Source organism: Nostoc sp., assembly GCF_036917555.1.
Lineage (GTDB): Bacteria > Cyanobacteriota > Cyanobacteriia > Cyanobacteriales > Nostocaceae > Nostoc.
The window spans coordinates 251,285-277,595 of the sequence record NZ_JBALDD010000063.1 but is presented as its reverse complement, the minus strand read 5'-3'; the positions used below and the strand labels follow the sequence as shown (position 1 = coordinate 277,595).

General features: G+C 42.2%; 21 protein-coding genes, 2 pseudogenes and 1 CRISPR repeat array. Of the genes and pseudogenes, 11 read left to right on the top strand and 12 right to left on the bottom strand.

The features are described from left to right. Positions 1-76: 76 nt before the first annotated feature. A pseudogene (locus tag V7K60_RS35405) lies at positions 77-477 on the bottom strand (IS4 family transposase); the annotation flags it as partial. Positions 478-1,689: 1,212 nt separating this feature from the next. Here V7K60_RS35405 and V7K60_RS23710 point away from each other — a divergent pair. Genes V7K60_RS23710 through V7K60_RS23695 form a run of 4 tightly spaced genes read left to right on the top strand, consistent with a single transcriptional unit; the run spans position 1,690 to position 4,667 of the window. After that, entirely contained in the window at positions 1,690-3,369 is a 1,680-nt protein-coding gene (locus V7K60_RS23710; protein ID WP_334928908.1) for a Mu transposase C-terminal domain-containing protein, read from the top strand. Then, positions 3,332-4,165, top strand: coding sequence for a TniB family NTP-binding protein (locus tag V7K60_RS23705; protein WP_334928906.1), 834 nt, complete (start codon positions 3,332-3,334; stop codon positions 4,163-4,165). The genes V7K60_RS23710 and V7K60_RS23705 overlap by 38 nt, the downstream gene beginning before the upstream one ends. Further along, the gene (locus V7K60_RS23700; RefSeq protein ID WP_334928904.1) at positions 4,165-4,362 is read left to right on the top strand and encodes a hypothetical protein; all 198 of its coding nucleotides are present in this window, start codon (positions 4,165-4,167) and stop codon (positions 4,360-4,362) included. Before V7K60_RS23705 ends, V7K60_RS23700 begins: the two co-directional genes overlap by 1 nt. Then, positions 4,317-4,667 carry a hypothetical protein gene (locus tag V7K60_RS23695; protein WP_334928902.1) on the top strand — a complete coding sequence of 117 codons (351 nt, stop codon included), beginning with the start codon at positions 4,317-4,319 and terminating at the stop codon, positions 4,665-4,667. The genes V7K60_RS23700 and V7K60_RS23695 overlap by 46 nt, the downstream gene beginning before the upstream one ends. A 129-nt stretch (positions 4,668-4,796) precedes the next feature. Here V7K60_RS23695 and V7K60_RS23690 read toward each other — a convergent pair whose 3' ends face one another. From V7K60_RS23690 to V7K60_RS23680, 3 genes are all read right to left on the bottom strand, one after another. Continuing rightward, on the bottom strand, positions 4,797-5,024 hold the full coding sequence (locus V7K60_RS23690) for a hypothetical protein (protein WP_334928900.1): 228 nt from the start codon (positions 5,022-5,024) through the stop codon (positions 4,797-4,799). Positions 5,025-5,182: 158 nt separating this feature from the next. After that, entirely contained in the window at positions 5,183-5,488 is a 306-nt protein-coding gene (locus V7K60_RS23685; RefSeq protein ID WP_334928898.1) for a helix-turn-helix domain-containing protein, read from the bottom strand. After that, a complete protein-coding gene (locus tag V7K60_RS23680; protein ID WP_334928896.1) occupies positions 5,485-6,000 on the bottom strand; it encodes a hypothetical protein in 516 nt (171 codons plus the stop codon). The genes V7K60_RS23685 and V7K60_RS23680 overlap by 4 nt, the downstream gene beginning before the upstream one ends. Positions 6,001-6,173: 173 nt before the next feature. Here V7K60_RS23680 and V7K60_RS23675 point away from each other — a divergent pair, with 173 nt between their 5' ends. The 3 genes and pseudogenes from V7K60_RS23675 (at position 6,174) to V7K60_RS23665 (ending at position 9,588) form a co-directional block, all read left to right on the top strand. Then, positions 6,174-6,350 (top strand): ribbon-helix-helix domain-containing protein, encoded by a 177-nt coding sequence (locus tag V7K60_RS23675; protein WP_334928894.1) that lies wholly within the window; start codon positions 6,174-6,176, stop codon positions 6,348-6,350. Between the two features lie 308 nt (positions 6,351-6,658). Beyond that, a pseudogene (locus tag V7K60_RS23670) lies at positions 6,659-7,450 on the top strand (IS5 family transposase). A gap of 410 nt (positions 7,451-7,860) precedes the next feature. After that, positions 7,861-8,253: direct repeats of the CRISPR family, unit length 36 nt; unit sequence GTGATTCGTGGCTTTATGCCGTTAGGCGTTGCTCAA. A gap of 732 nt (positions 8,254-8,985) precedes the next feature. After that, the gene (locus V7K60_RS23665) at positions 8,986-9,588 is read left to right on the top strand and encodes a BrxA family protein (protein WP_334928892.1); all 603 of its coding nucleotides are present in this window, start codon (positions 8,986-8,988) and stop codon (positions 9,586-9,588) included. On the opposite strand, the gene brxL is transcribed toward V7K60_RS23665, so the two are convergent. The 3 genes from brxL to V7K60_RS23650 form a co-directional block, all read right to left on the bottom strand. Further along, entirely contained in the window at positions 9,585-11,603 is a 2,019-nt protein-coding gene (brxL, locus tag V7K60_RS23660) for a protease Lon-related BREX system protein BrxL (protein WP_334928890.1), read from the bottom strand. The two genes, V7K60_RS23665 and brxL, sit on opposite strands and share 4 nt — an antisense overlap. 91 nt (positions 11,604-11,694) lie before the next feature. Beyond that, entirely contained in the window at positions 11,695-14,316 is a 2,622-nt protein-coding gene (gene pglZ, locus V7K60_RS23655) for a BREX-1 system phosphatase PglZ type A (RefSeq protein WP_334928888.1), read from the bottom strand. Continuing rightward, the gene (locus V7K60_RS23650) at positions 14,313-15,107 is read right to left on the bottom strand and encodes an Rpn family recombination-promoting nuclease/putative transposase (protein ID WP_334928886.1); all 795 of its coding nucleotides are present in this window, start codon (positions 15,105-15,107) and stop codon (positions 14,313-14,315) included. The genes pglZ and V7K60_RS23650 overlap by 4 nt, the downstream gene beginning before the upstream one ends. A gap of 368 nt (positions 15,108-15,475) precedes the next feature. Between V7K60_RS23650 and V7K60_RS23645 the strand changes: the two genes are divergently transcribed. Then, positions 15,476-15,748: a hypothetical protein gene (locus tag V7K60_RS23645; protein ID WP_334928884.1), complete on the top strand. Its 273-nt coding sequence runs from the start codon at positions 15,476-15,478 to the stop codon at positions 15,746-15,748. Positions 15,749-15,815: 67 nt separating this feature from the next. On the opposite strand, the gene V7K60_RS23640 is transcribed toward V7K60_RS23645, so the two are convergent. Further along, entirely contained in the window at positions 15,816-16,220 is a 405-nt protein-coding gene (locus V7K60_RS23640; protein ID WP_334928882.1) for an endonuclease domain-containing protein, read from the bottom strand. A gap of 253 nt (positions 16,221-16,473) precedes the next feature. Continuing rightward, positions 16,474-20,103, bottom strand: coding sequence for a BREX-1 system adenine-specific DNA-methyltransferase PglX (pglX, locus tag V7K60_RS23635; protein ID WP_334928880.1), 3,630 nt, complete (start codon positions 20,101-20,103; stop codon positions 16,474-16,476). A 178-nt stretch (positions 20,104-20,281) separates the two neighbouring features. Here pglX and V7K60_RS23630 point away from each other — a divergent pair, with 178 nt between their 5' ends. Together V7K60_RS23630 and V7K60_RS23625 are read left to right on the top strand one after the other, a co-directional pair. Beyond that, positions 20,282-20,506: a ribbon-helix-helix domain-containing protein gene (locus V7K60_RS23630; protein ID WP_334928879.1), complete on the top strand. Its 225-nt coding sequence runs from the start codon at positions 20,282-20,284 to the stop codon at positions 20,504-20,506. Further along, on the top strand, positions 20,493-20,888 hold the full coding sequence (locus tag V7K60_RS23625; protein ID WP_334928878.1) for a type II toxin-antitoxin system PemK/MazF family toxin: 396 nt from the start codon (positions 20,493-20,495) through the stop codon (positions 20,886-20,888). Before V7K60_RS23630 ends, V7K60_RS23625 begins: the two co-directional genes overlap by 14 nt. Before the next feature lie 28 nt (positions 20,889-20,916). Here the strand turns inward: V7K60_RS23625 and brxC are convergent, their stop codons facing one another. From brxC to V7K60_RS23610, 3 genes are all read right to left on the bottom strand, one after another. Beyond that, on the bottom strand, positions 20,917-24,456 hold the full coding sequence (brxC, locus tag V7K60_RS23620; protein WP_334928877.1) for a BREX system P-loop protein BrxC: 3,540 nt from the start codon (positions 24,454-24,456) through the stop codon (positions 20,917-20,919). Beyond that, entirely contained in the window at positions 24,453-25,046 is a 594-nt protein-coding gene (locus V7K60_RS23615; RefSeq protein ID WP_334928875.1) for a DUF1788 domain-containing protein, read from the bottom strand. Before V7K60_RS23615 ends, brxC begins: the two co-directional genes overlap by 4 nt. Positions 25,047-25,320: 274 nt before the next feature. Further along, on the bottom strand, positions 25,321-25,512 hold the full coding sequence (locus V7K60_RS23610) for a plasmid partition protein ParG (protein ID WP_334928873.1): 192 nt from the start codon (positions 25,510-25,512) through the stop codon (positions 25,321-25,323). 221 nt (positions 25,513-25,733) lie between these two features. On the opposite strand from V7K60_RS23610, the gene V7K60_RS23605 reads away from it, so the two are divergent. Then, entirely contained in the window at positions 25,734-26,165 is a 432-nt protein-coding gene (locus tag V7K60_RS23605; RefSeq protein WP_334928871.1) for a hypothetical protein, read from the top strand. Positions 26,166-26,311: the final 146 nt, after the last annotated feature.

Below are 26,311 nucleotides of genomic sequence, written 5' to 3'. Positions count from 1 at the left end.
TCAAATTCGGGTAATTACGTGAGGTGGCATATTCCCTACACCTTAAAGTTGGCTGGCTGACGGGACAACAAAAAGGCTAGGATACTGATAAAATAAGCTTCACAGCCCTGAGACCCTGTTGATAATACTTGCATTTATTACGACTTAATTGCATTAATTTCATGACTAAATCTTGACATGGTTCTACAAAACTTACCCAAGTTTGACCATATAAGCCAATATAAAAACTGCTATGCCGCCTAACTTTACGTCCATATTCTTTAACACGACCAACAGATTTTTGGATACCTTTACGTTTAATTTATTGTCCAGAGATGGTGGCACAAGTGTAGGCGAAACTCCGAAGGGAGCCGCTTCGCTAACGCTATTAATAAAATTAAAGTAATTAACCTGTTCACCAGAGATATTAGTGTCTTCTAAATTATAGCCACCCTTCTTAAAATCTCGAAACATTTCTTCTATATCGAATCTTTTTTTCTAGGCTGCGTTCCCGCTTCGGGTTGCCGAAGGCATCGCCAATTCAAGAGTCTCTAGGTTTGGTGATGATAAAAATCTTTGTATTTTCTTTCTTCTACTTTCAAATAAAATGGGAATGGGCAAAGAAGTAGCCAAGGTTTCTAAGCTAACTTTTTTAATTGATTGTAGAAGATTAATGAGAATTTGGAGTAACAAATATTCTGCAAGACTGAGATTACTTTGCAGGTCTGTTTGCTAGAATGTAGGCAAGATTTTCAACAAGTGGGTCTTCTTGACAAAGCTAGACCTACTTTTTTTACCATAAATTGTTACAATTTTTACCTCACAAGCTTTTCAGGCTACTTTGTTACCCCGTCAGGTTGGCTGGAAGCTGAATAGGTGCGTCTGGGTATTTCAGAGTATATTTGTTTGGGCTAGGTGTAGAGCATTGGTGTCAACTTAACGTGAAACCCGCTTGGTGAAAACGTTTTGCCCTCACCCCCAGCCCCTCTCCCATCCGTGAGAGGGAAGCCTGAGATTTAATTCCCCTTCTCCCTTGGGGGAAGGGGTTAGGGGATGAGGCCGTAAGGTGATGTGTAAAACACCTACCCAATATAGCTTTCAGCTTAAGTTGACACCAATGGGTGTAAAGGGACTAATTAATTTGTCCCGACAACAGTTAATTAGTCCAAACGACAAATAATTAGTCACTGTACAACTGGGTGGGTTGAAAGCCTAATCTGAAACTATTACGCACGCATACAAAAATGTTGTAATAACCCGCCAGGTACTAGGTGGGTTATCATAATTATTATTAGGCAAGGTTGAAAGAGAGCGCTACGTTGACATTATCGCTATAGTCTCTGTAAATAAATGACATTAATCTGTCACTGGCACTTAAACGACATCAATTTGTCCCAACGACAGTTAATTAGTCCGAACGACATTAATTTGTGTCGATTGCCAAATTAAATGACCACTTGACAAATTAATGTCTACAAAAATATTTAGCTTAAAACCCTTATTTGATAAGGGTTTTACTATTCTAGGCTGAAAATAGGCTACTAGAGGCTTATTGCCAAAATACCTGTCCTCTTTTGAAGTTTTGACAAAATATCTGTCCTTTCTTAAAAAACGCTGTGAGCCTACATTTTTATAAAAATTGACAAAATAAATGTCCATTATGGATTATAGTACAATACAACTACGTTTGTATTAAACAATTATGTGAAAATGCTGGACGATCATACCAATAGCGATCAAGAGGCAGAAAAGGATGAGATTGTGACGGAACTCTCAGCAGATGATAGGCATTTGCTGGATATGATTGAGCAATTACTAGAACCATGCGATCGCATCACTTATGGAGAAAGACAAAGGGAGGTCGCAGCCAAACTAGGCAAGTCTGTGCGACCGGTACGGCGACTGGTAAAAAAATGGGAAGAGTCAGGTTTAGCTGCACTTCAAACTACAGCACGGGCTGACAAAGGCAAACATCGAATAGACACCGATTGGCAACAGTTCATCATCAAAACTTATAAGGAAGGCAATAAAGGTAGTAAGCGAACTACTCCCCAACAAGTGGCAATCAGAGTACAAGCAAGGGCGGCTGAATTAGGACAAAAAAAATATCCCAGCTATAGGACTGTGTATCGAGTTCTACAACCGATTATTGAGCAGCAAGAACAAAAAGCAGGTGTTAGAAGTCGAGGTTGGCATGGTTCTCGATTATCAGTTAAAACCCGCAATGGCAAAGACTTATCAGTAGAATATAGCAACCATGTTTGGCAGTGTGACCATACTCGTGTAGACCTATTGCTGGTAGATCAGCATGGTGAACTTTTGGGTCGTCCTTGGCTGACAACAGTTGTTGATACTTACTCCCGTTGCATCATGGGGATAAACTTAGGTTTTGATGCTCCGAGTTCTCAGGTAGTAGCATTAGCACTGCGCCATGCAATTTTGCCAAAGCAGTATGGGTCAGAATATGGACTCCATGAAGAATGGGGAACCTACGGTAAACCAGAACATTTTTATACCGATGGCGGTAAAGATTTTCGCTCAAACCATTTGCGACAGATAGGTGTACAATTGGGATTTGTTTGTCATTTACGCGATCGCCCCAGCGAAGGTGGTATTGTTGAGCGTCCTTTTGGCACCTTTAATACTGACTTTTTTTCTACTTTGCCGGGATACACAGGATCAAATGTGCAGGAACGTCCAGAGCAAGCTGAGAAGGAGGCTTGTCTGACTTTACGGGAGTTGGAACATAGGTTTGTACGCTACATCGTAGATAAATATAACCAGCGTCCTGATGCGCGTCTTGGCGATCAAACTCGTTATCAACGATGGGAAGCAGGGTTAATTGCTTCTCCTAATGTAATTTCAGAAGAGGAGTTACGTATTTGCCTGATGAAGCAAACTCGACGCTCCATTTATAGAGGTGGGTATCTGCAATTTGAAAATCTGATGTATCGGGGAGAAAATTTGGCAGGTTATGCAGGTGAAAGCGTTGTACTGCGCTATGACCCCAAAGACATTACAACTTTGTTGGTTTATCGCTATTCGGGTAATAAAGAAGAGTTTTTAGCTAGGGCATTTGCTCAGGATTTAGAAACTGAGCAATTATCTTTGGATGAGGCGAAAGCTAGTAGTCGCAAGATTCGGCAAGCAGGGAAGATGATTAGCAATCGCTCAATGTTGGCAGAGGTACGCGATCGCGATACTTTCATAACCCAAAAGAAAACCAAGAAGGAACGTCAAAAAGCAGAACAGGCTGTAGTTCAAAAAGTTGAACAGCCATTGCAAAAGGAACTAGAAGAAATAGACACACCATCTGTTGAAAATGAGCTAGAGCCTGATATGCCAGAAGTATTTGATTACGAAGAACTACGAGAAAATTACGGTTGGTAATAGCGGTATCGTAGCGAATGAACAATTACTTTCTGATATTGAACGACTTAGACGTAAAAATATTGTTGAACTCGAACACGTAAAAACTCTCCATAAATGGTTGGATGGAAAGCTTCAATCACGCCAGTGTGGTCGTATAGTAGGAGAATCGCGTACAGGTAAAAGTGTTGCTTGTGATAAATATAGCCTTGATAATCCACCCAAGCAAGTAAGAGAACAACCTCCAACTATGCCTATAGCTTATACACAAGCATCTCAAGAATGCGGTGCAAAAGAGTTCTTTGGAATAATTATTAAGCATTTGAAGTATCAGTTTACTAAAGGAACTGTAGCGGAGATTAGAGATAGAACACGTAATGCTCTTAAAGGATGTGGAGTGGAAATGCTAATCATTGATGAGGCTGACCGCTTGAAACCCAAAACGTTTGCTGAAGTGCGGGATATTTTTGACAACCTAGAAATAGCAGTAATTTTGGTGGGAACAGACCGCTTGGATGCAGTGATTAAGCGGGATGAACAAGTGTATAACCGTTTTCGAGCTTGTCATCGGTTTGGCAAGATGACAGGAGAAGATTTTAAACGGACAATAGAAATTTGGGAAAAGAAGGTTTTGCAGTTACCAGTTGCTTCCAATCTTTCCAGCAAGACGATGCTGAAGATTTTAGGTGAGGCGACAGGAGGTTATATTGGTTTGCTGGATATGATTCTGAGAGAGGCAGCAATTAGAGCATTAAATAAAGGATTACAGAAGGTTGATTTGGAAACGCTAAAAGAAGTAGTAGCGGAGTACAAGTAATGGAAGTTGTAGAAATTCAACCTTGGCTGTTTCAAATAGAACCTTTACAGGGAGAAAGTTTGAGTCACTTTTTAGGGCGTTTTCGACGGGCAAATGATTTAACGCCTACTGGATTAGGTAAAGCCATAGGACTTGGGAGTGCGATCGCACGGTGGGAAAATTCCGGTTTAATCCGCCACCATCTCGCCAGCAATTAGAGGCTTTGGCTAAGGTTGTGGGGCTTGATGCCGATAGGTTAGCGCAAATGTTACCACCTGCTGGAGTGGGTATGAAGCTTGAGCCGATTCGGTTATGTACTGCTTGTTATATTGAATCACCTTGTCACAAGATTGAATGGCAGTTAAAGATAACGCAAGGGTGCGATCGCCACCAATTAATTTTGTTATCAGAATGTCCAAACTGTGGGGCAAGATTTAAGATTCTAGCAGTGTGGGTGGATGGTTGGTGTCAGCGGTGTTTTCTGAGTTTTGCCGATATCGTAAAGTATCAAAAGTCATATTGATGACGGAGTTTGTGCAAACATAGTAGTACTTTTGAAATATTAGCTACAAATTATCCCCCTTGTTTTCATAGAAAAAAGGAGCAAGGAGGCATATCGTATGTTTCAACAAACAAAAGAATTCGCTAGAAGTTAAGTTGACTTCCAGAACGACAGAATCATGGGGTAATTTGCTCTGGTTGCTCGACTGCTGGATTGAAAATGATTGTGAAAGTTGCACTTGGTTGGTATCAGTCGGTGCAGAGCTTGTGAATGAGCTTCTGCATCACTGCGGCGACGAAAACGAGCAACTATTTGATGTTGCATACTAGGAAAATGGCAGACTATACACCAAGGATTTAGCTTTTCAATGTAGGTCATAAAAACCTCCTGATCATACTTATGATTTAGCTGGTAAATTGCAGTCAAATAATAGACAAAAGTGACTTAAATATTCTCAAAACTAAAGCCACCCTACTGTGAAAGTGGCTGGTAAAAAAATATCATCCTGACATTGCAATTAATTGACTTTTCGATTCCTACTTATGCTCTGTGAGAGAACAGAGTATATTCAGACATTCTTCGGGAATTTCCTCGAAGTGTTCTAGCAGGAAGTCCATCAGGGCAAGATGGCGTAAATCACTTGGCATAGGACTGCGATAATTGCGACCCTTGGAAAACCAACGCCGGACAGTTGAAAGTGAACGAGAGCAAATCCGAGCGATCGCTTCATGATTGACATCCCACTTGGCATAAAAATTCTTGGGTGTCATTCCTAGTTGACAATGGCTGTATAGATCAATCAAATTTTGCTCTCTTACCTGTAAAGGACGCGGATTAGTCATAGCAGCGACCCTTCCACTGGTTCTAAATCTTGTTCACAAGCAATATCGGCAGATGTCCAAGCGGCACTGGGGCAATATGAACTCAACCAAATCAGGTAGCACCAAGTCCAGCAGCAAAGATGGGGAGCAAAGCTATAAAATCTGCCGATCGCAGTTCCCCAATCAGTATCAGAACCAATCCAACGCAATTTGTCGCCATACAAAAAGCGGGGTGTCTTTGCTGTATTAGGAAAGTCGTCGGGTAAATCAATAGAACTCGCAGAAAATTTCTGGTTAATTAATCTTGGGAGTAAATCCTGGCGATTGAGCGCCATCGCACTCAAATAATTAGCAATTAGTTCAGCATCAAGACTCTGGGTTAGTTGGGAAATCAACAACGCTGCTAAAGTTTCTTGTTCTTGCTGTTGACAATAATCGCTGAGTTTCGCCAAGAGTTCAGCAATACCGAAGTCATCTAAAGCTTGTAGATAACTTCTGTGTTCATCTGTTTTGTGGCAAACAGGTCTTAACATGGAATATGTCTCCTGTGAGAGGGAGCCAGAAGCCAGTGCGTCAGCCCTGAGAAAGTTGCGCGCTGGCTTTTGACTTATTAGGAATTATACATATTTTTAATGTACTATTGTTTTAATCTATTTGTTTTTAGTGATTTAATATAAAAATACATAGAAAAGCGTATGATAATCACATGGGGAAAGTAACACTGAGTATTTACATGGAAGAAGAAGACAAAGAAGCTCTGCAACAACTGGCGGATGCAGAAGAGCGTTCTTTGTCGCAAATGGCGGTGTTAATTCTCAAACGAGCGATTAGACAAGCGCAGGCGGATGGAACGATTTCACCGAATCAAGGAAAAGAGAAGTGAGGCATCGTACCTTATAAACATTTCGCTTTTATCCTCTTCCTTACTATCGAGAAAGATTCAAAGTTCTGGCGTTATATCATGTCCACATAATTAGTTATGATTTCCCTAGTGATTACACTCCACCCCTTAATCCCCTCACCGCAAGCTTTTATGGGAGACAAAGCGTAGGTTTGGCTCTTTGGGGTTCTTCGGGTTTAATAAGTAATCTGAGTTCGGGTTAAGAGGATGTTTTAAAAGTGGGGGGCTAGTGTAAGAAAACTCACAAGGCTTAAGCTGAAAGATTGAAGAAATCAGCACCTTGCGAGCAAATAACTAAAGCATATCCTAACAATTTGACATGGGAGCAGTGGGAACTGATCGCAGATTTATTCCCAAAAGCCAAACCAGGCGGTCGTCCTCGGTAAGTATCAATTTATGCAATTATGAATGCGATTATGTATGTACTGTGCCAGGAATGCACATGGCGAGCATTACCTGGAGATTTCCCAGCATGGCCAACAGTGTATGGCTATTTTCGCAAGTGGCACAAAGATGGTACATGGTTAAAGGTAGATGACAAACTTTACCAGTGGCTCTTAGTAGAAGCAGGACGTGAACCCAGCCCATCCGAAACTGCTGTCGATAGCCAATCAGTAGAAACAGCAACTATGATCTCTATTGATGTTGGTTATGATGCTGCCAAAAAGATTCATGGGCGTAAACGCCATTTGAGTGTGGATTTACTGGGTCTAGTTTTACGAGTTTTGGTAACTTCTGCAAGTATTCCAGAGCGCCAAGGAGCTAAACAAGTTCTCCAAAGAGTTCATGATACGGGACATCAGGTAAAACGTTTAAACATTATTTGGATGGATGGTGGATACCGAGGTGAAGAATTTGTTCACTGGGTCATGGATATGTTTCGATGGATTGTGCAAATTGTACTTTGACCCTTAGAGAGTAAAGGCTTTGTTCATTTACCTAAGCGTTGGGTTGTAGAACACACTTTTGGCTGGCTTAATTGGTGTCGGCGTTTAAGTAAAGATTATCAACGCCTTCCACAAACCTCAGAAACTTTTATTTATATTGCCATGATACGTATTATGGTTCGACGACTCGCTTAATTTTTTACTCTCTTTGACTTTTAAAACATCCTCTAAGCAGTTTGAGATAAAAGCCAGTCCATATGAAGGTTGGGTTTTTTAGATTGGTGGCCGGATTGAGGAAATGCCAAGCTCACCACCTCCTGATTTGGCATGGACGATGATTCAATCTCCAATTTGACAAGTATCTCTATATGGGAAAGGAAATTTAGGGTAAAAGAATGGCGGGAAGGTTTACACGGTAAGGGATATGGTAATTGAGACAAGGAAAAAGGTGCTTGTCATTTTTGGAAAAGTTTATTGGCACTGGGTTTGAGGGGCTGAACAGTAAGGGAAACTTTGGTAAGTTGTATGTTTTTGGTTTCTCGATCTGGAAAGTACTTGTAAGATTGTAAATGAACCTTCCTCAGTTAAGGGTTTTCAACTTTGCTGTGATTCGTGGCTTTATGCCATTAGGCGTTGCTCAAAGCTTTTAAAAGAGGTTTTATTAACGGCTCACCTATGTGATTCGTGGCTTTATGCCGTTAGGCGTTACTCAAAACGTATCACTATTGTACTGGATAGTAAAAAATTATTGTGATTCGTGGCTTTATGCTGTTAGGCGTTGCTCAAATGTCTGCAAAAATAATTTTGAATCTGATTCTGATGTGATTCGTGGCTTTATGCCGTTAGGCGTTGCTCAATACCTATCACCAGATTTGGATTTAAAATCAAAGCCGTGATTCGTGGCTTTATGCCGTTAGGCGTTGCTCAAAACTAAGATTTGTCAACCAATGCGGACGCACCTTGTGATTCGTGGCTTTATGCCGTTAGGCGTTGCTCAAAGGACAAATGCGTAAGAAAAATTAACATTTTGGTTAAACAATAATTCTTTACAGAGTACGCTTGTATTAAGCAGATATGCGATCACAAGGTCGAGATTTTGATTCCCGGCATGAAAGATTACTAGCATTTAAGCAAGTTTATGTGCTGGAGGTGTTAAAAAAGACTTCAGAATAAATCTTGTTTTTAAGTGACAAGATGATGCTAGACAAGCGATCGCAATTTTAAAGAATGTCTCTGGTATGAATCGCGTACAGCACAGAGACTCTAAAAGTTCTCATCCCATCATCAGGCTTAGGGATCTGACAGTGGTAAGAACTTGGAAAAGCATCGGTTACTCATTTCACCTCTAGCCCTTAGCTTGCTGTTCTCTAAGCTGCTGATTTTCCGCTTGTAGGGCTTCTACTTGCTGCTCCAGTTTCTTAGCCCAGAAATTCAGCAAAACCATCTGTCAGGAAGAATTTGACGACTTGATGGCGGGAGTATTGACAGCTGCAATCGCCACTCTAGCGGCGAGTGGTAATATTCCCATTCTGAAAATCAGCGAACTTCAAGCTTGACGTACTTCTTGAGGGTCTAGGTAAGAGCATTACAATTACATCCTTGACGAATATATCAAGGGAGACTTACATAGTAGGATGCCAAAAACCTTCCTCAGCAAAATTATTGCTGTACGATAGCTTACCGTCTGGATTTGAGAAAGGTTTCTGCCTGTCTTTGTTACTCTTACTACTATGACTGAAACGGCTTATGCTGCTCGTACTAACCACGCTTTTGTTTTGACTGAAACCCTGCGAGTTGCTGAACTGATGTACCAAGGTGCAACCCAGGAAGATATTCGGCAACGGGTATTGGTGGATGATTTATTTCAACTACGCTCCCAAGTTTCTCGTGAGCGGGCGCTGCAAACTGTTCTCAAACGCCTTCAACAAGTGGCAGAGGAATACATTCAATTAATTGCCACTGGCAATCTTGACACCCGTAGATTCACCATATTGTTCCTGATTCTGCAAGAACACCGCCTTCTGCGCGAACTCATCGCTGAAGTCCTGCTGGACAAAATTAAAGGTTTTGATTATGTCGTAACGACTGCTGACTTGCGAACCTTCTTTGAAGGAAAGCGAGATCAAAATTCAACTGTGGCTGCATGGTCAAACTCCACCTATAAAAAGGCTGCTAGCAACACCTTACTAGTGCTAGTAAATGCGGGTCTATTGCAACCCACGTCCCCAAGAGGAAATTATCAAATTCGTTCTGTTCCGGTGCCATCAGCTTTGCGTCAACAATTACTCGCTGATGGGCTAGCTCATTACCTGACTCTCATGCTTGATTTTTAATCGACTGCTAACGCTTTAAATACTGCGTCTACGGGGTCAGCGTAAAATGATGTTTGAAATTTAGCAAACAATTCTGGCGGAACACTGCCTAAGTCCACGGCGCTTGCCATTGGTAAGAGGATACGTTTAGCGCCAGCATCAAAGGCTACTTGCAGACTACCCGCTAGGTTACTGACTGGTGTAATCGTCCCACCAATAGTCATTTCCCCAAATATTGCAAATTGCGTTTGAACACTTCGTTTTAGAGAAGCAGAACATAAAGAAACGAACAATGCTAATCCACTCTCTTGCGGTGCGCCAGACCCTTGCAAGTCTAGTAACTGGAGCAAAAAATCCAAATTACTTGGGTAAATGCTACTGCTAACTCTTTGAGCGTTAGCTTTGAAGTAATTCATCGCAATGTTTAAACTATCCTTCATCTTGCCAGCCGTTGCTACACCAGTGCGTACTAGTTTGCCACTACCGGGTACTGCTTGCAGTTCAAGTTTGAATGCTCCGATTATGCCGCTATCCCCAGTGCTGACAAAGTGCAAGTGACCGGGAGTTAGCATTTCCTGACTAATCAAGCTCGAACCACCCTGTTCCGGTACTGAGACAAAATGCTCATCTAGAGTTTCCAAGTCGATGTAGCTGAAATGCACATCGTAAAATTCCATTCCGCCAATTTTCTTTAACTGTTCTTTCACTCGCCGTCGCACCCGCAGCCCATACACTAGGGCTTCGCGCACATCTTCCTTACTAAATGAGCCATCTGGGAAGAGCAGTTTCAGCAGCCCTGATACAGTTTTGCGAACTGCTTGAACATCTCGTTGCTTAAGATTGTTACCTAATCTGAAGTGGAGGTCTATGGCATCGGCAAAACTGCGTTTACGCATTTCCCGCAGCCACTCCGCTAAGTAATCGACAATAAACCCGTACTGGTTAGTAAAATTCTCTGGGCTAAATTTGGGGATTTCCCAGCCAGGAATATAAGCGTGAAAACGGTCGAAGAAGGCGGTGTCAATCATGGCTTCGGGGAAGGGTGCCAGTAGGTGTGAGGTCTTCACTAAGCATTCCACGCTTTGATTAATGTTGCCGACAAAGACCATAGAAGCATTAGCGGTAATCTCCGCCTTACCGCGTGCAAAAGAACCTGATGCCATGTAGTCTTTCATGATTTGCACACCGTCGTTATCATGGAAGCTCATGCCTGCTACTTCATCAAAGGCAACCACGTCAAATAAACCCACTAGTCCTACGCGACGGTTAGACATATTGTAGAAAAGATTCGCTACTGTAGTTTTTCCACCGGAAACCAAGATTGAGTTAGGAGAAACTTCTTTGTAGATGTGTGATTTACCTGTAGAACGGGGGCCGAGTTCGCAGCAATTGTAGTTATTTTCACAAAGAGCTACCAAACGGGCAAGTAGATGCCATTTCACATCTTCGCTGACGGTAGTGGGTTCCAGTCCTGTTGACCGAATCAGCAGGTCAATCCATTCACTGCGGGTAAAAGCTGGGCGACCCGCAAACAATTCATCCATATCCACACTAGGCATTTGGATAGGTTTGAGGCTTCCGACAATGAAGGGACTGGGTTTGGTTCCTGCTTCGTATTCAAGTTGTAAAATACACCAAATACCACCACCCAGAAGCTTTTGGTTGGGTTTGACAATTTCTGGGTCAATGACTACGCCTTTGACACCCAGGTTCATTAAAGTTCCCTGGTAGATGTCATCTCTGTCGTTGAGTGTTACCGTTACCCGGTCAATGATGGTGAATCGTCCCAATTCCCGAATTTTAGATTTGGTCTGTTCTGCTTCATCAGGACGGACGTAATTCTGTGCCAGGATGTTTTTTACACGAGTAACGCCCTCCTCAATGGTGGTTTCGTCGTCGGTCGCGCAGTACATACCAAGTAGGTATTCCAGCACATACACTGGTACATTAGCACCTTCTTTAATACGTTTAGTCAGGTCTTTACGTACTACCTTTCCAGGGTAAATGCTGTTTAGCTTTTGATTCAGGTCATGCATACAAGGGTTATGAACTGCTGGTGATTATTCTGAGATGATTGAAGTCAGTTGGTTAATAATCCAACATCTAAAATCTTGTGACTATATTGGCTCAGAAATCTCCAAAGTCGTTAGCGATTCCTAAACTAACTGCCCAGGTTTCTCGGAGCAATTCACTCTCATCGTCTGCATCCTTAACTATTAAATAGACGTTACTAGGGGGATTAGCAGTAGTTACGGTCAACCTTAAGTTAATTTCCCGATCGCTAGGGTGGGGGCTAGTGCTGCTTAAGTTTGCTCCTCGCACATCTGTTATCGGTGTATTAGTTTGGGGATCGTAGAAAGCAACTGTAATTTGACGCGATCGCCATCTCCCCTCAACTGCATCACTTTGTACTAATGTCAATGTAAAACGATTATTCGTTACCCGCCGAACTCTGGCACTTACCTGTACCCCTACTTTCCGGGCTGGGCCTTCGTCTCCTTTAACCGCCCGTTGGTGATGATAGGTGATAACTGGTACGCATACTTCTTGGAGAGATGCCCCGCCGTGGACAAACTGCGCTCCTGCACCTTGGACGGCAAAGCGTAAACTACCACGGGGAACGATCGCAACTGTGCCATTTTCTGTATAGGGCAGGCTAAAGTGCAGTAAGGTTGAGTCATTCAACTGTTCTCGTGCTAACAGGTAGCGGCGTTTGCTTTCCAATACTGCTTCACCACTTGGTAGGGGTCGCTTGTCTGCCTCTTGAATGGGGCAACGTTGGTATAAAAAACCGTGGTCTGCGGTGATGATAACGTTTGTACCATTGATAGAATTACAAATTTTCTTTACCAGCCGTAGCAATTCGCTAATTGCTGTTTTGCAAGCTGATAGTACTTGACGTTCGCTGGATGCCTGATCGCCGATCGCGTCAATGACGTTGTGATAAATGTAGATTAGGCGATAAGGTTGCACAGCAGCCCGTCCTTCGTCAGTATTCATCTCTAGCAGGTCTTTGGCACTAAGTACTGTAGCTTCTACCCGACTATTTTGGTTTAGTACCTTTTGCCTTGCTGACGCTCCTTTAGTACTAAGTCCATCCAGTCGAACATCATCATCACCTGGTATCAGTTCTAGTTTTGACCCTGGAAGAAGTGCTGCCATACCCAACCGTGTCACGCTGGGTAAAACTCCCAATTGTGCCTCTAGGCTGGTTTCACCCCGAACTTCTTTTTTAATTACTTCTTGGAGTTCGCTGGCGACTTCATAGCGCAAAGCATCGGAGATAATCACAAATACTTTTTCGCGATCGCTCCGTTCTAAAATTGGGAATACGTGCCTACCAAAAAATCTAGTTTGCGATGCTATGCCTTCTAATTCCCAACTTAAAGGCAGGGGAGAAGAAGCAGGGGGGAGGATTTTCCCCTTTTCTCCCTTGCCTTCTTCGCTAAGGGCATCAGACCAGGCTTCTCCTAGACTATCCAGGAACCATTGGGTGTATAAATTTTCTACGTCGTCAATTAAACCTTTGAGGATATCTCCTTGGGCATCATCACTCTTGACGATAAAGTGGCGGTAAGCTTTGTCAAAAGAGTGTAAATCGCTGGCGTAGGCTTTGAACAGAAGTGGGGCTGGTTGGCGGAATCCTTCTGGATACTGTTGCTTAAATTCCAACAGAGCGATCGCAGCTTCTAATGCTTGATAAATCTTCTCATACTGGGGGAACCAAATCAGGGTATGACGTGCCTGTAACCAAGTTCGCCAGGGTGTCAATTCCGTTATTTGTTGCCTCATTTGCATTTGCAGTGTTTTAACGCAGGTGCGGATTAATACCTTATCTACCACCTCGAAACTGGCTGCTTCAAATAAAACTTCCGGCTCTAAATTCTCTATAGCATCAAATATATGTAATTGTTCTGCCACCTCACTGCTGAGGATCTTCCAGCCTAGAGAATCCTGCTGGTCGCGCATCCACTGGTCGATAAAGGCATAAGCCCGTTGTCCAGGAGTGATGACTTGGTTTGCTAGCTGGGGCGGGATGGTACCGTGCAGAGATTTAGCAAAATGGGTGATTAGCAACTGCACGAATAACTTGTTTAAACTGGGGTTTAGCTTAGGAAAGTCCGTGTGTTCTTGGACTACTTCCCAGAAAGCTTCAGGAGAGATAAAACGCTCAATATCAGACCAGAGGACGTTATCCGACTCTAATAAACCGCCCAGCAGCACCCGCCGAATCAGTGTCCCTGCATCGGGTACTTTTAAGCCTGCGAGGACGGAAAGCATAGCCAGGAGTAATCCCCGTTCGTCGCTGTCCGGGGAAATACCCATTGCTTGCAGGGCTTCTGTCCGTTTGCGGCTTTTAAAGAATTTATCATGTTCCCGGATGACAATTTCGAGGCGGCGCGATCGCAATCCTAAATCTGCATAGATAAGGGCGGCGGGGTCAGCAGAGAAGGTTAAACCGCTTTTTTGGATGTCTAGAAGCCAGTTTTCTTGGGGTGGAGGTTCGGGAAAGGGGGCGTACAGTAGAAAAGTTTGATTGGGTTGCTCGACCAGCAGGTGATATTTGACGGTAAAGGCAGTATCAGCGAGTTGGAGTTTTTCTACGCCTTCGAGTTGGAGTTCATTGAAACTGCTGGTAAATTGTTGTTCGGGGTCGTACCAAAACACCACCCTCTGTCCTGGGTGCAACCAACGGGCTGAATCTTGGAAGAGGGTTTCTAGGGTGTTTTGGATACGAGTGGTGTTCATTCTGTTGGCTTTTCTGTTTCGGCAATTTGCAATTGTTGCACCTGTTCAACTGTTAAACCAGTCACTTTTGCAACTACTTCGATAGACATTCCCTCTTCTAACATATTGATAGCAACACGTCGAATACCTTCGTCTCGACCTTCCGCTCGACCTTCCGCTCGACCTTCCGCTACTAATGATTGATAAGTTACTGACTCACGCATAATATCTCTTTGCAGCAAACGCTGAATCACTTCTTCTTCTAATACTAGCCCAGCCAGGATAAATGCACATGCAGCAAGATTACTTTGAGTCCGTTTATCGGTGATATTGTCAATTAATGTTGCGACTTCTTGTAAAGTATTAGTTTTACTATCTGTATTGCTTAAAACTGCAAATGGAAGTAAACCGGAAGTTTGCAAAAATATTTCTTTTGGTTGCTCCCATAGGCGAATTACTTGGAAGCGATGAGATGTTTCTTCAAGAGTAAATGTAGTTTGCCTAACGAGTTCTGAATCAGTTTTTTGTAAATAAATTACTACTTGAATCATCCGCTTGTGAGGAAAGCGACGATACACCCGCAAACGGTAGTCTGTCATCCGAAAGGGTATATTTTTGTCTGGTTGAGTTTGAAACTCGATATGCAAGACTATTTCATCAGATTGCTGTAGGATGAGCGCATCGGCACGAATTGGTTCTAGGGATAGTTCTTTGGGACTTAATTCAGTTAGGGTTATTGGTTCACCTAACAACCAAGTGGCGAAGTCACTGGGAAAGCTTTCGACAAGAAATTTACACAAATTATCAAACATGAAAATATTTTCTCAAAGAACGCTGTAATGTACGAAAGGAGGAAATTCAGCAATGGATAAGCTAGAAAAATATCGTAGTTTGATCAAGAAGATATTGACTGAATATTACGAAATGGCTAAGAGGATGTTTTAAAAGTCCTCTTGTCGGTATCAAAAAGTTCTAGATCCTCCTAAATCCTCCTTAAAAAGGAGGACTTTGATTCCGGTTCCCCCCTTAAAAAGGGGGGTTAGGGGGGATCAATAAGTGCCTAAAATCACAGCTAAATACTTTTAAAACATCCTCTAAAGAGGCATGGGCAGGGGGATACTATCAATATGATTTGCTATATATAAAGAAAGCTAGCAGCTTAAATTAAGAGATTGTTGATATGCCTAACTCCCAACTTATTAAAGAAGAAATTGCAAAGCGTGGCGGAGAACTTTATGAAAAAGTAATCCGTGTTCAAGTCGAGACAGCAGAAAATATTGGCAAAATTATCTCAATTAATATCAACACTGGTGATTACGAAATTGATAACGATCTACTTGTTGCTTGCCATCGTTTGCAAGCAAAACAACCTTATGCAGTGATTTGGACGGAACGAATTGGCTATGATGCTGTTTATGCTGTAGGTGGTACATTGGTCAGGACAGCACAGTGAAACACGGAATAGTCGTTGGTCTTCAGGCACGCATGAGTGTCATTCTTCGTTATAAAGTCTTGATACTTTAAGAATTTTTCCCCTGAGAAAGGGGGTCTAGGGGGATTAAACCCTTTATCTGCTCACACACACTATCAAATTGATTAAAAACTTGGCTATTTGTGAACCTAATAATCTTTAAACCATAGCCTTCTAGAATGCGTGTTCTCTCTATGTCATAATCTTGACATTCATCTGTAAAATGGCTATCTCCATCAATTTCAATCGCTACTTGTAAAGTAGGGCAGTAGAAATCAACTATAAAATGATTAATTGGTCTTTGTCTTAAAACCCGAAATTTAAAATTCCTTAAATACTCATACCACAGCTTTTTTTCTGCTGGAGTCATGTTTTTGCGAAGTTCTTTTGCTCTTTCTATAAGCTTTGGATTGTAAGGTAAATAGAAATCGCTACTATTGAGATTGTTATTCATAATTTTAAAGTTTGATTACCTTATTCCACATCGTTTAGATCCCCCCTAACCCCCCTTAAAAAAGGGGGGAACTCGAATCAAAGTCCCGTTTGAAAATAGGGAATTAGAATCAAAGTCCCCCTTTTTAAGGGGGATTTAGGGGGATCTAAAACGTTTGCTACCAACGATAAGACTTTTAAAACATCCTTTAAGAAGTTTTCCCCTGAAAAAAGAGGGAACTATAATTAAAGTCCCCCTTTTTCAGGGTATCAATTCATTTCAATAACTCCCTTTTCCACTGCGAGGCTTTTTCTAAATCAGCAATTTTTAAATCTGCACCTTCGTAAACTAAACCTTTGAAGCGCGTGTAGTTGTACGCTACACCATCGTCAAGATCAAGATTAATTCGCGCATCGGCTTGGGTTTGCAGTTTGGCTTGGTAATCTCGCAGTTCTAGCTGTTGGGCTTGCAGTTCTTTCAGGCGGTTTGTGGCAGCTTTTTTGGCGGCGCTAGAATTGGTATTATCTAGCTGTTGTTGCGCCCTGGCAATTTCCCCATCTAGTTTGACTTGCAATTCCAAAACATAATCGGTGCGGATACGAGCAAGAGCATCTTCGCTGTAACGGTGTAAATATAGTAATGCGCCAAAAGCTCGTTTTTTTCCACTGGTAAACAGCCAGTAAATGGGGCGTTTTTTATAAATTTGAATGTGGTCAGAAATGAATTCTTGCAGAAAGTAGCGACGGATGCGTTCTTGGGCGCTTTCGCCGTTTTTTAAGGTGAGGGCGTTGGCGATGAAGTTGAGGTTTTCGGTAAGAGTTTCGGGACTGTAGGCGACTCGCAGAAATTCTATGAAGCGGGTAACGATATCGTTATCAAAGTATGCTTGGTCTGTGATGGGAATTATTGCATCACTGCTGGCGGGAAATGTTTGGTGTAGGGAAGGGTCATAAGGTTGTCCGGCGTGGATGAGTCCGGGTTTGTTGAGGGAGTAGCGCCCCATGATACAGCTGACGGCGTAGGAGATGAGGGAACGGATATCTTTGTTTAAGTCGGCGCGGCAGATGGTGATTTGGTCGTCGGGTACTTCTGGGGTGAGTTCGTCTTGTAAATCATAAGCTTCTATCCAGTAGCGGTTGTTTTCTTCTTCTAGGCGTTGGAGTTCGCGGAAGGCGGTTTCTGATTTGCTTTGCCAAATGGTGAAAGCTTCGCTGAGGTGTTTGGTGTTGTGGCGTAATAGGGGGTGGGTTTGGAAGTCCCAGGAGGTTTCAAAATTATCCCAGTCTTGGCGGGAAGTATTAATACAATTTTCGACAATACTATTGATTTTGGGTTTAATTATATTTGCTTTTTCTGATATCCAAGGTAATGCAGCAACATTACCTGATGAGAAATTCAAAGTAGGATTGATTGTTTTAATCAATTGATTAGTTATATTTGAACATAAGAAACCAGTTAAGCTAAATATCATATCCGATTGACAAAAAGCAGATGATCCTGCTGAATCAAATATAAACCCTTTTCCTGAGTATCTAACTCCAAAATAACTTGAACTCACCAAAGACCAAGTTACTGAAGGCTTAAAATAATAACTAGCATTTCTAATAACTGCCTTTGGTCTAAAATTATCTATTTCTTCTCCATCGTTATTCCAATTTATAACAAATTCTTGATTTCCATACCACTTTCTAAATTCACCACCCTTATTATATGGAAACCATCGTTTTTTAGAAAATCTTGCTTCTTCTCGACTACATAATCCGAATCCAGAATTATTTAAGTTAACTTCAAACCATAAACGAAGAAAACGATCATTATTTGCAGTAGACAAACCTTGTTTTGATTCAAAAACATTACCTAATAATTCTGCGTTTTCAAAAATATTTAATAGTTTCTCACTTAGCCAATAAGCAATAACACTCCCTGGAGTTCTTGCAAAATCAGCCGAATTTGAATAATAAAGATATCCACAGCCAGGATTTCTTATTGCTTCTAAAACCTTAACTGGTTGCAAATTCGCCCCATAAAACTGATTAAGATCAATAAAAGTTCCTTGGTATTCAGGTAAAGCTTTATTTAAAATAGTAAAAGTACAGATTGGTACATAAGCCGAATCAAAAAAAGCATGATATTCCGGTCTAATCAGGCTCGTTATTGTATTTTCACTTAATATACGTCTACGCAATTTTTCATAAGAACTTAAAAACATCCATGTAAAAGGTGTCATTAAGCCAATAAATCCGTTTTTTAAACTCATACTCAAAAAACGTTCAATAAATATAGAGAAAGCATCTGACTTTGAATCAGGATAATTTTTATTAGCAAAATTTCTTAAAATATCATTTAAACTTTTACTTCCCATATAAGGCGGATTCGCAACTACCACCCAATAATTATTTGTCAACAACTCCGCCTGTAATAACAATCCTTGCAAAACCGGAACACACTCACGAAATAGCGAATCACTCGCTTGTAAATTATCTAATTGCCATTTCAACTTCTCTCTATCAAAAGCTGGCGGAGTAATTAAACTTCCTAAATTATCCGCATCCTTAAAAGCTTCAATCAACAGTTCCCAATCTTCAGCAATTAATTCTGTAGCTGGTGGTAAAGTCTGGCTATGAGTAGGACGCACCGCCGTAATATTTAAAGCCAGAGATTTCCGCAAAATCCGCGAATTCTTTGCCCGTGCTTTCATCAATACCGCAAAACTTGCCAACTGCGCTGCACGTTCATCAATATCTAAACCATACAAATTATGCGTCAAAATCAGCCCCGGAATATCGCGCTCTAAATAACCTTGCTCCTTGTAAATTTCAAACAGCAAATCAAACGCATACACCAAAATATGACCACTACCACAAGCAGGGTCTATCACCGTCAACTCTTGAGGCGTTAAAGACCTCTCCCCCAACCCCTCCCCGACGCGGGGAGGGGAGCAAGAATTTTCTTCTCTTGTCCCCTCTCCTCGCAGGAGAGGGTTAGGGAGAAGTTCTTGATTTTCCAAATAGTAAGGCATATATTCCCGCAAGCGTGATTCCGGGTGAGACTCTAACCACAACCGCCCTAAACTGTTCTCTACCATATACCGAACAATCCAGTGGGGGGTAAACAATTGAGTCGCTGCGGGAATATCTGCGGCTGCAACCTTTGACTTTGCCCCAATCACCTCATCCTTGCGTTCAGAAATGTAGAACTGATACAGCCAACCCACTACTTCAATATTCTGCCAGTCCTCCTCTGGAATCTCCTTTACCAGCCGCCGTACAATTGAATCTTGATTTAACAAATTTCCAGGCAAAAACAGCGCTTGGTAATTCTGGCGAGGGTCAAATAGTGCCGGAATTCCCTCTGCCAAAGCTTTACACTGAGCTAACAGCAGACGGCGGTAGAGAAACTCATCGGGATTAGGATCATGATTGGCAAAACTGCGCCACTCATTGAGAGTATCCAAGTCAAGTCCAGGTAAATCCCCCATTTCGGCAATAGAACTAGCATCCCGTAACAAATCAGGGTCTACCAAATTAGGATCGCTACTACTCAACACCCGCCCGATATATCCATTCACCTCCATAAACCGCAACGCCGCCAAACGGTTAAACCAGGTGTAGGCAATTTCATCTATCAGCGCATCTACCGCCTGGGGTTGGCTGGAAGTTAGCGTTAAATCTTGCAGATGATTTCGCAGTTGTTCATACTGGTTTGCTTCTATTGCATTCAAAGTTTGACCTGCCACTAACAACCCACCTGTAACAGCTTGGGATTGTATGATGCTTTTGTCAGTAATCCCATACTGGGCGGCACGGGCTTTTACTTGTTCCCGTAAGTAGCGACGCGCCCAAATTGCGAAGTTTTTAATAGCGGTGCGGTTCATTGAGGTGATAGAGAATTGGTAATTTTCCACATCAACCACCCCACAATCAATTTTGGGGAGGTTAGTCCAAGTCAGTTTTAACGGACTAACACCTTGATAACCACCGCGTTTTAACTGAGTTTTATTCTATTCGCCAGGATTTAAGTTAATTTCCTACTATTTTGGCTACTATAAAGTAAGAAAAAATTAATTACCTTTTGGTAATACCATGTCATCGGAAAAACTATCCATTTCCTTACCAGCATCTTTGATGCAGTTTATTGAGAATTACAAAGTGACAAAGGGGTGTAAATCTCGCTCCCAAGTCATTGAGTTAGCACTAGAATTACTGCGGTATCAGGAATTAGAGCAAGCTTACCGCCAAGCTTCGGCTGAAGTTGACCTAGATTGGGATTTGACAGTAGGGGATGGGTTAACAGATGAAACGTGGTGAGGCAGCGCGTTGCGGGGGTTCCCCCCGTTGTAGCGACTGCCGAATCCGTAAGGGTGAAATTTATTATGCTAATCTCAGTCCAGTAGTGGGGTCAGAAATGGATAAACGCCGACCTGTATTGATTGTCAGCAATGATGCTAATAACAGTGCGGCTAGTACAGTGACAATTTTACCGATTACCTCTAACGTCAGTCGTGTTTATCCTTTTGAGGTTTTATTGAATCCAGAGGAGAGTGGTTTATCTAAGCCTTCTAAGGTACAAGCGCAGCAGGTACGCACGATTTCAAAGCAGCGCATCTTAGGAGATGGGGTAGGTTGTTTGAATCAGGATTTGATGCAATTAGTTGATGCTGTTCTCAAGTTGCATTTAGGCTTAGGGTAGACAAAATAGGAGAGCCGCCGCGCTAGATTTATTCAAGACGGATGCGATGATTTTGGTGAATCTTATCCAGTAGAGTATTCCGCAAAGCCTCCAAATAAATATCAACATCTTGTGGTGTTTCCAGTAGCGACTTAGTTGCAACTCTTGCTACCTGCACGGATACGATGGATTTGACACAGGTTGCTTGGCCATAACTGCCGTTTTTTGATTGACGCTGAATAATTTCATTGGCTTGTTGATCTACTTTTTGCAGCAATTGTGGGAGGATGTTTTCTAGTTCACTCTGACGTGCGATCGCAGAATCGATACTTGTTACTTGGTTAACTGAGGTGACAACTTTATCGATGTCTTGAGTAATGTTACTGAGGTCAAGCTGTGCAGAAATGTCTTGGTGAGCAGAAGTCACATACTCAGTTAATTTCTCTCGCATTGCCTTGCTTTTAGTCTCCACCTGATAAATTTGAGTTTTTAGCGCCTCTTGCACCTTATCTTTAACAGGTAGGAGTAACATTGCTAATTCTGGAATCTTGGCAGTGGGGTCAGACATCGCCAAAATTTGCTTAACTAAATCCACCCGCTTAAGCAAATCTGGGTCACTAATATGGCGTAGTTCTGGTTCTAGAGTTTTCAAGTCATTATGAGCTTGCTGGAACAGCTTAATTTGTGTGCTGAAGAAGGATTGTAGCTTTTGCACATCTTCGATAAATTCTTCTATATCATCCCGTCGCTGACGAAATGTGTCGAAAAACTTAGCCGCACTGTCCTTGCTTAACAATTCAGCCAGCAAATCTAAGTTAGTACGCAGTAATTCAGCAAAGGGAAGCCCACCTTCTGCTTGAATTAACCAACCTTCGAGTTCTTGAGAGCGTTTTGTGAGGGCATTTTTGTATTGTTCAAATAGCAACTGTGGATCGCTAGACATATTGCCATTGAGTAAGTCGCTGGCCATATCTTTGGCAATCTTCAAGTTTGCTGGGTTAATTTCATCGGTAAGGCGGACGGTATATTTATCTATTTCTTTGCGCGATCGCAACTGCATCACTAAACCTTTATCATGCAGATTAACGTTGCCTTGAGCGTGTCGCAGTTCTATTAAACCCTTATTAGCAAGTTCTGCCATCACCCCCAAAGTGTCGAATTCCGACCAACCATAGGGACGGCCTGCAAACTTGTCTACCAATGCCTTAATGCTGACAAGGCGGCGAAGGCGGGTTTCTTCCATTAACCAAGCTCGCATTTCACTATGAGCAGCAACATTAACAGGCTGTCCGTTAATATCTTGTTCTTGACTCTCACGAGTTAGGGCATTGCTTACGTGATCTTCGTTTTCAAAACCACTAGCCACGTAACCGAGCTTTTGATACACATTTTCTACTAAATACTTAAGACCTTCATTCAGCACGCTCTTAGTGTCTCGGCTGCGAATTTCTAACTTGCTACCACAGGCAAATACATCAGCACAAGTAATCAAATTTTCTAGAATGGTTTTCACATCCTCACGCCGCTTACTATTTTGGTCGCCTTGATCTCTTAAAATTCTCTGGATGCTAGGGCTGAGGTTGCTACCATTTTTCAAATTTATATACTTTTCTGTCTTAACAAGGGTTTCGAGGTCATCTACCAAACGTTGCTCATAAGGCAATCGCACTAAGACCTCATAACCTCCCCCTGTAGTACCAATGCAGAAAGTATCCTCCTGCATAGCATTGTAAGTTTCAGCACAAGGAGTAACAATGTGCAGAGTTATATCGCTTTGTTGACTATGGAGTTGTTCATCCAGCTTGCGGTTAAATTTATACTGGTGTCGCTGACTGTAACGAAATAGTTTATCAGTAAAAATTGATTCCCAAATAAGCTTTCGTAGTTCTTCTTTGACTTTTCCTGAATCAACTGGAGTATTTTTGATTTCTCTGCCAATATCTTGCTCCTCATGGGTCAAGAAAATATATTCATCGCCATTACGCTGGATAAGAGTTTGACGTTCCAACCGCCCCAAAGCTGCTTCTACCTGCTGCCGCAAAGCTAATTTATCCTGGTCAATATTACTTAGGCTAAGAGTAGTTAAGTTATCTAAATTAGCCCGAATTTCTTTCAGGTACTTGACCATGAATAGGGTCTTCAATAGGTCAATGTCAAAAGAATGTAGTTGCGGATTCCGACTCGCCTGAATAATAACTTGGTTGATTGCACTGTCCAAAAAGCCTTCTACTGCCATGTAAAAGGTGTGGAACGGAACCAGCACACCAAGAGATTCTCCGGCTACCGCTTGAGATGCAACCTGAAAAGCATCCAATAGCGATCGCTCTCCTGATGCCAAGTGCTTGCCAGCAGAACCCATGAGGCGAATTTGAGTAAAAACTTTTTGTAACAGATTAAACTGATAGGGAATAAAGGGATAGGCGGTAAAGAAATCTTGAGGATTGCCATATCCTGGCATATCGGCACTGTCCTGAGTAAAGGCAATTTGGTTTCTCAGAATAGCAATCTTCTGGCTATACAAAGCTTCCAACCCAGCCCGCGCCGCATCAGTTTTGCCCAGCAGACGTAACTTAATTACCTCATCGGTATTAGCAGAAGACAAATTCAGTGGGCGATAAAAACGACCAATAATCTTAGAAAAATCCTCGCCTTTAATCTTGTTTTTGGTAATCTCATCCATTGCCTCTTGGGATGTCACCACCACCCAAGCTTTTCCCAAACAGTAAGTACCCAAATCTTCCACAACAGTCTGTAGGTTCAGCATCAGTTTGCTGTCTTCACCGATATACTGTCCTACCTCATCCACCATAAAAATTAGGCGATGTTGCGGCCCTTTACTATCCAGATACTGCTTTACCATACCAGCAAACTTTTCTGGACTCAGAGTATAATTTTGTTCGCCGAAATCCAGTAAGCGGTTAGCCGCTTCTGCACTCATACCCGTGCTAGTTTGTAATGCACTAGCGATCGCATCTTGATGAAAACCCCAAGCATCTCGGTTTTCCTTCCATTCCAAGCCACTCTCTGCCAAAAAAGCTTGTTGAAAAGCTGCATATTTACCTTGGCGATCTAGTTGACGTTCAAACTCAGCAATGGGAAGAACCGTCCCAAAGTAACCCAAATGCTCGTCAAATACCTTTTGAAAGACTTTGGTAATGTTTTCTTTATGGTTTTTATTATTAGCATCAGCTTTGGAGTCAATATTGAATAAAATCACATCGCAAGAACTATGTGCCGCCTGTGCTATCAAGGCTTGTAACATCGGATCAGGTATGCGTTTTTCATCAAAATAATCCAAGGCACGGCTAGTTTCCAGTTGATGATTAGCCAATAGGTATGACAGAATCTTCAAAAAGTGAGATTTCCCTGAGCCAAAAAATCCAGAAATCCATACGCCCATCTTATCAGTAGGATTGCTTAGGGCATTAGTGTAGCGTTCAAAAAATGTCCGAAAGTGCCTATCCAGTTCGTTGGTAACGACATACTCTTCCAATTCTTGACGAATATTCTCGTCGTCCTTCTGCCCAACTTTAATAACGCCATTGATATTACGGTGAATGTCATGCAGGAAGAGTTCGGCGATATTCATAAGTGGTGTTGTTGGTGGGGAATCAGAGGGAAAGCCCGATAGTAGTTGTCATCCTTAAAGGTGTCGAATAGGCGTAGTTCATGCCCATCGTAAGAACCAGGGAAAAACATCACTAGGGGGATTTTGTCAAGTACTGGGTGTAGGTTGTTGAGAATACTGTGCGATCGTAAAAGGGGCCAGCTAGCACCAACTCCAGTCATGATTACAAGCTGTTCATCACCCCTAAGTTTTTTTTGGATGTAGGCAATAACTTGGTCAGGCCGGACAAGAGGCGCAATGGTCTTAGCCAAGGCAGCATTTCCTTTAGTTGCTTCCAACTCAAAAGCTTTTTTGAGTACCCCTCGTTCTGACAAGATGTCGAGAATAGTCTTGTAAAGGTCAATTTCCAGCAAAATAAGCTGGATCGGTAAACTCGTCAATTGCAGCTTCAGGCGATCGACGTAGCGCTGTACCAGTGGTTCATATTCAGCGTCATAATCAAAAATATAAAAGCCAATTTCGTTACCAATGCCACGGTTACTCAGCAGGCGTGCATCTTGCAGCTTTGGTAGCAGTGCATCAAGGCGCTGATTAATGGTCAATGTGGGCATAACTTCCGCATTAACCCGCAGCTAAATTAACTGTATTCAAGTGCTTATTTATATACATAGCAAAATATATCCTTAATATTTTTTATCAAGGATAATCGGTAAATGGCTACAAGCTATATGTAAATTTACGGTTTTTGTTAGGCAATTAACAAGTTCTATTTTCTAGATATCAACAGGCTTGTATGATTTAAAGCATAATTTTGCTGCTCACTGTCACTTAAAGGATAAAGTGGCCGCCCTTAAAAACCCATTAATCTCCCTAACCCTTGCTGGATCAGGAGTTTTCGTTTTCTTCCGCATCCAGCCATGCACGAATTAACTCAAGTGCCTTCTGACTCATCATGGTTCGATGCTTGGCACAGGCAATCTTGAATCTGGTTCTCTCAGCCTCCGGCAGAAAAACTCGGAAATTTACTGTCTTGTCTTCTTCTGTCACAACTGCCCTATCAACACGAATTAGCCTCATTGTGGCATTTGGTTTGTTCAGAGCAAATACGGCAGTTGGCGCAGTTGCGGCAACTAACCCAGTTGGTTTATCCTAATTTCCATAGTCTATTTGCAACATTTAGACTTCACTGCTGAACTTGATTAACCAAAAAAAACACCAAAAGCCAGCGCCCAACTTTCCACGGCTAACGCTGGCTTATGGTTTCCCCATTCAAGGAGATTTTATCTTTGGTAAAACCTGTGAGCGCTCAACGTGATCGTTTGGATACTTATCAACAGGCTTTAGATGACTTTGGCATTACAGAGCTACTGTCACGGTTCAGCAATTTTTCCGATCAAGATTTTGATGCAGCATACTTGGTGGAGAAACAAGAGCTAGAGAACCTAGTAGTTATACTCATCCAAAGGCTAACTCATAGCCTCAAAGATAATCTAATTGTCAGTTATTTAAGTGCCATTCAGCAAGGCAAATCAGATTCACTGTTGAGCCAAATTAATGTAGAAATCCCGCCGCCGTCGATTGAGTTACCAAGCCATTTTTCAAACGTCGAAACACCTCGCTTTTTATACGGCGACAAACTACGGTGGGTTTCGTCTGATGATCACACAGATTGGGGGATTGCGATCGGCAGATTTTACAGTTTTGCACCTCATCGCTGCTGTTGGATGTGACGCTACCCGATTTGGTTAGGTAAAGATAGTCCCAGCGCAGCCTGGACAGTTGCAGACGCTGCTTGGGAAGAAGACTTGGAGCCTTTAGCATCAGAAAAAGGTCTATGAAAAATGCTCGTCCTTTAACAGAGTGAGAGCAACAAATA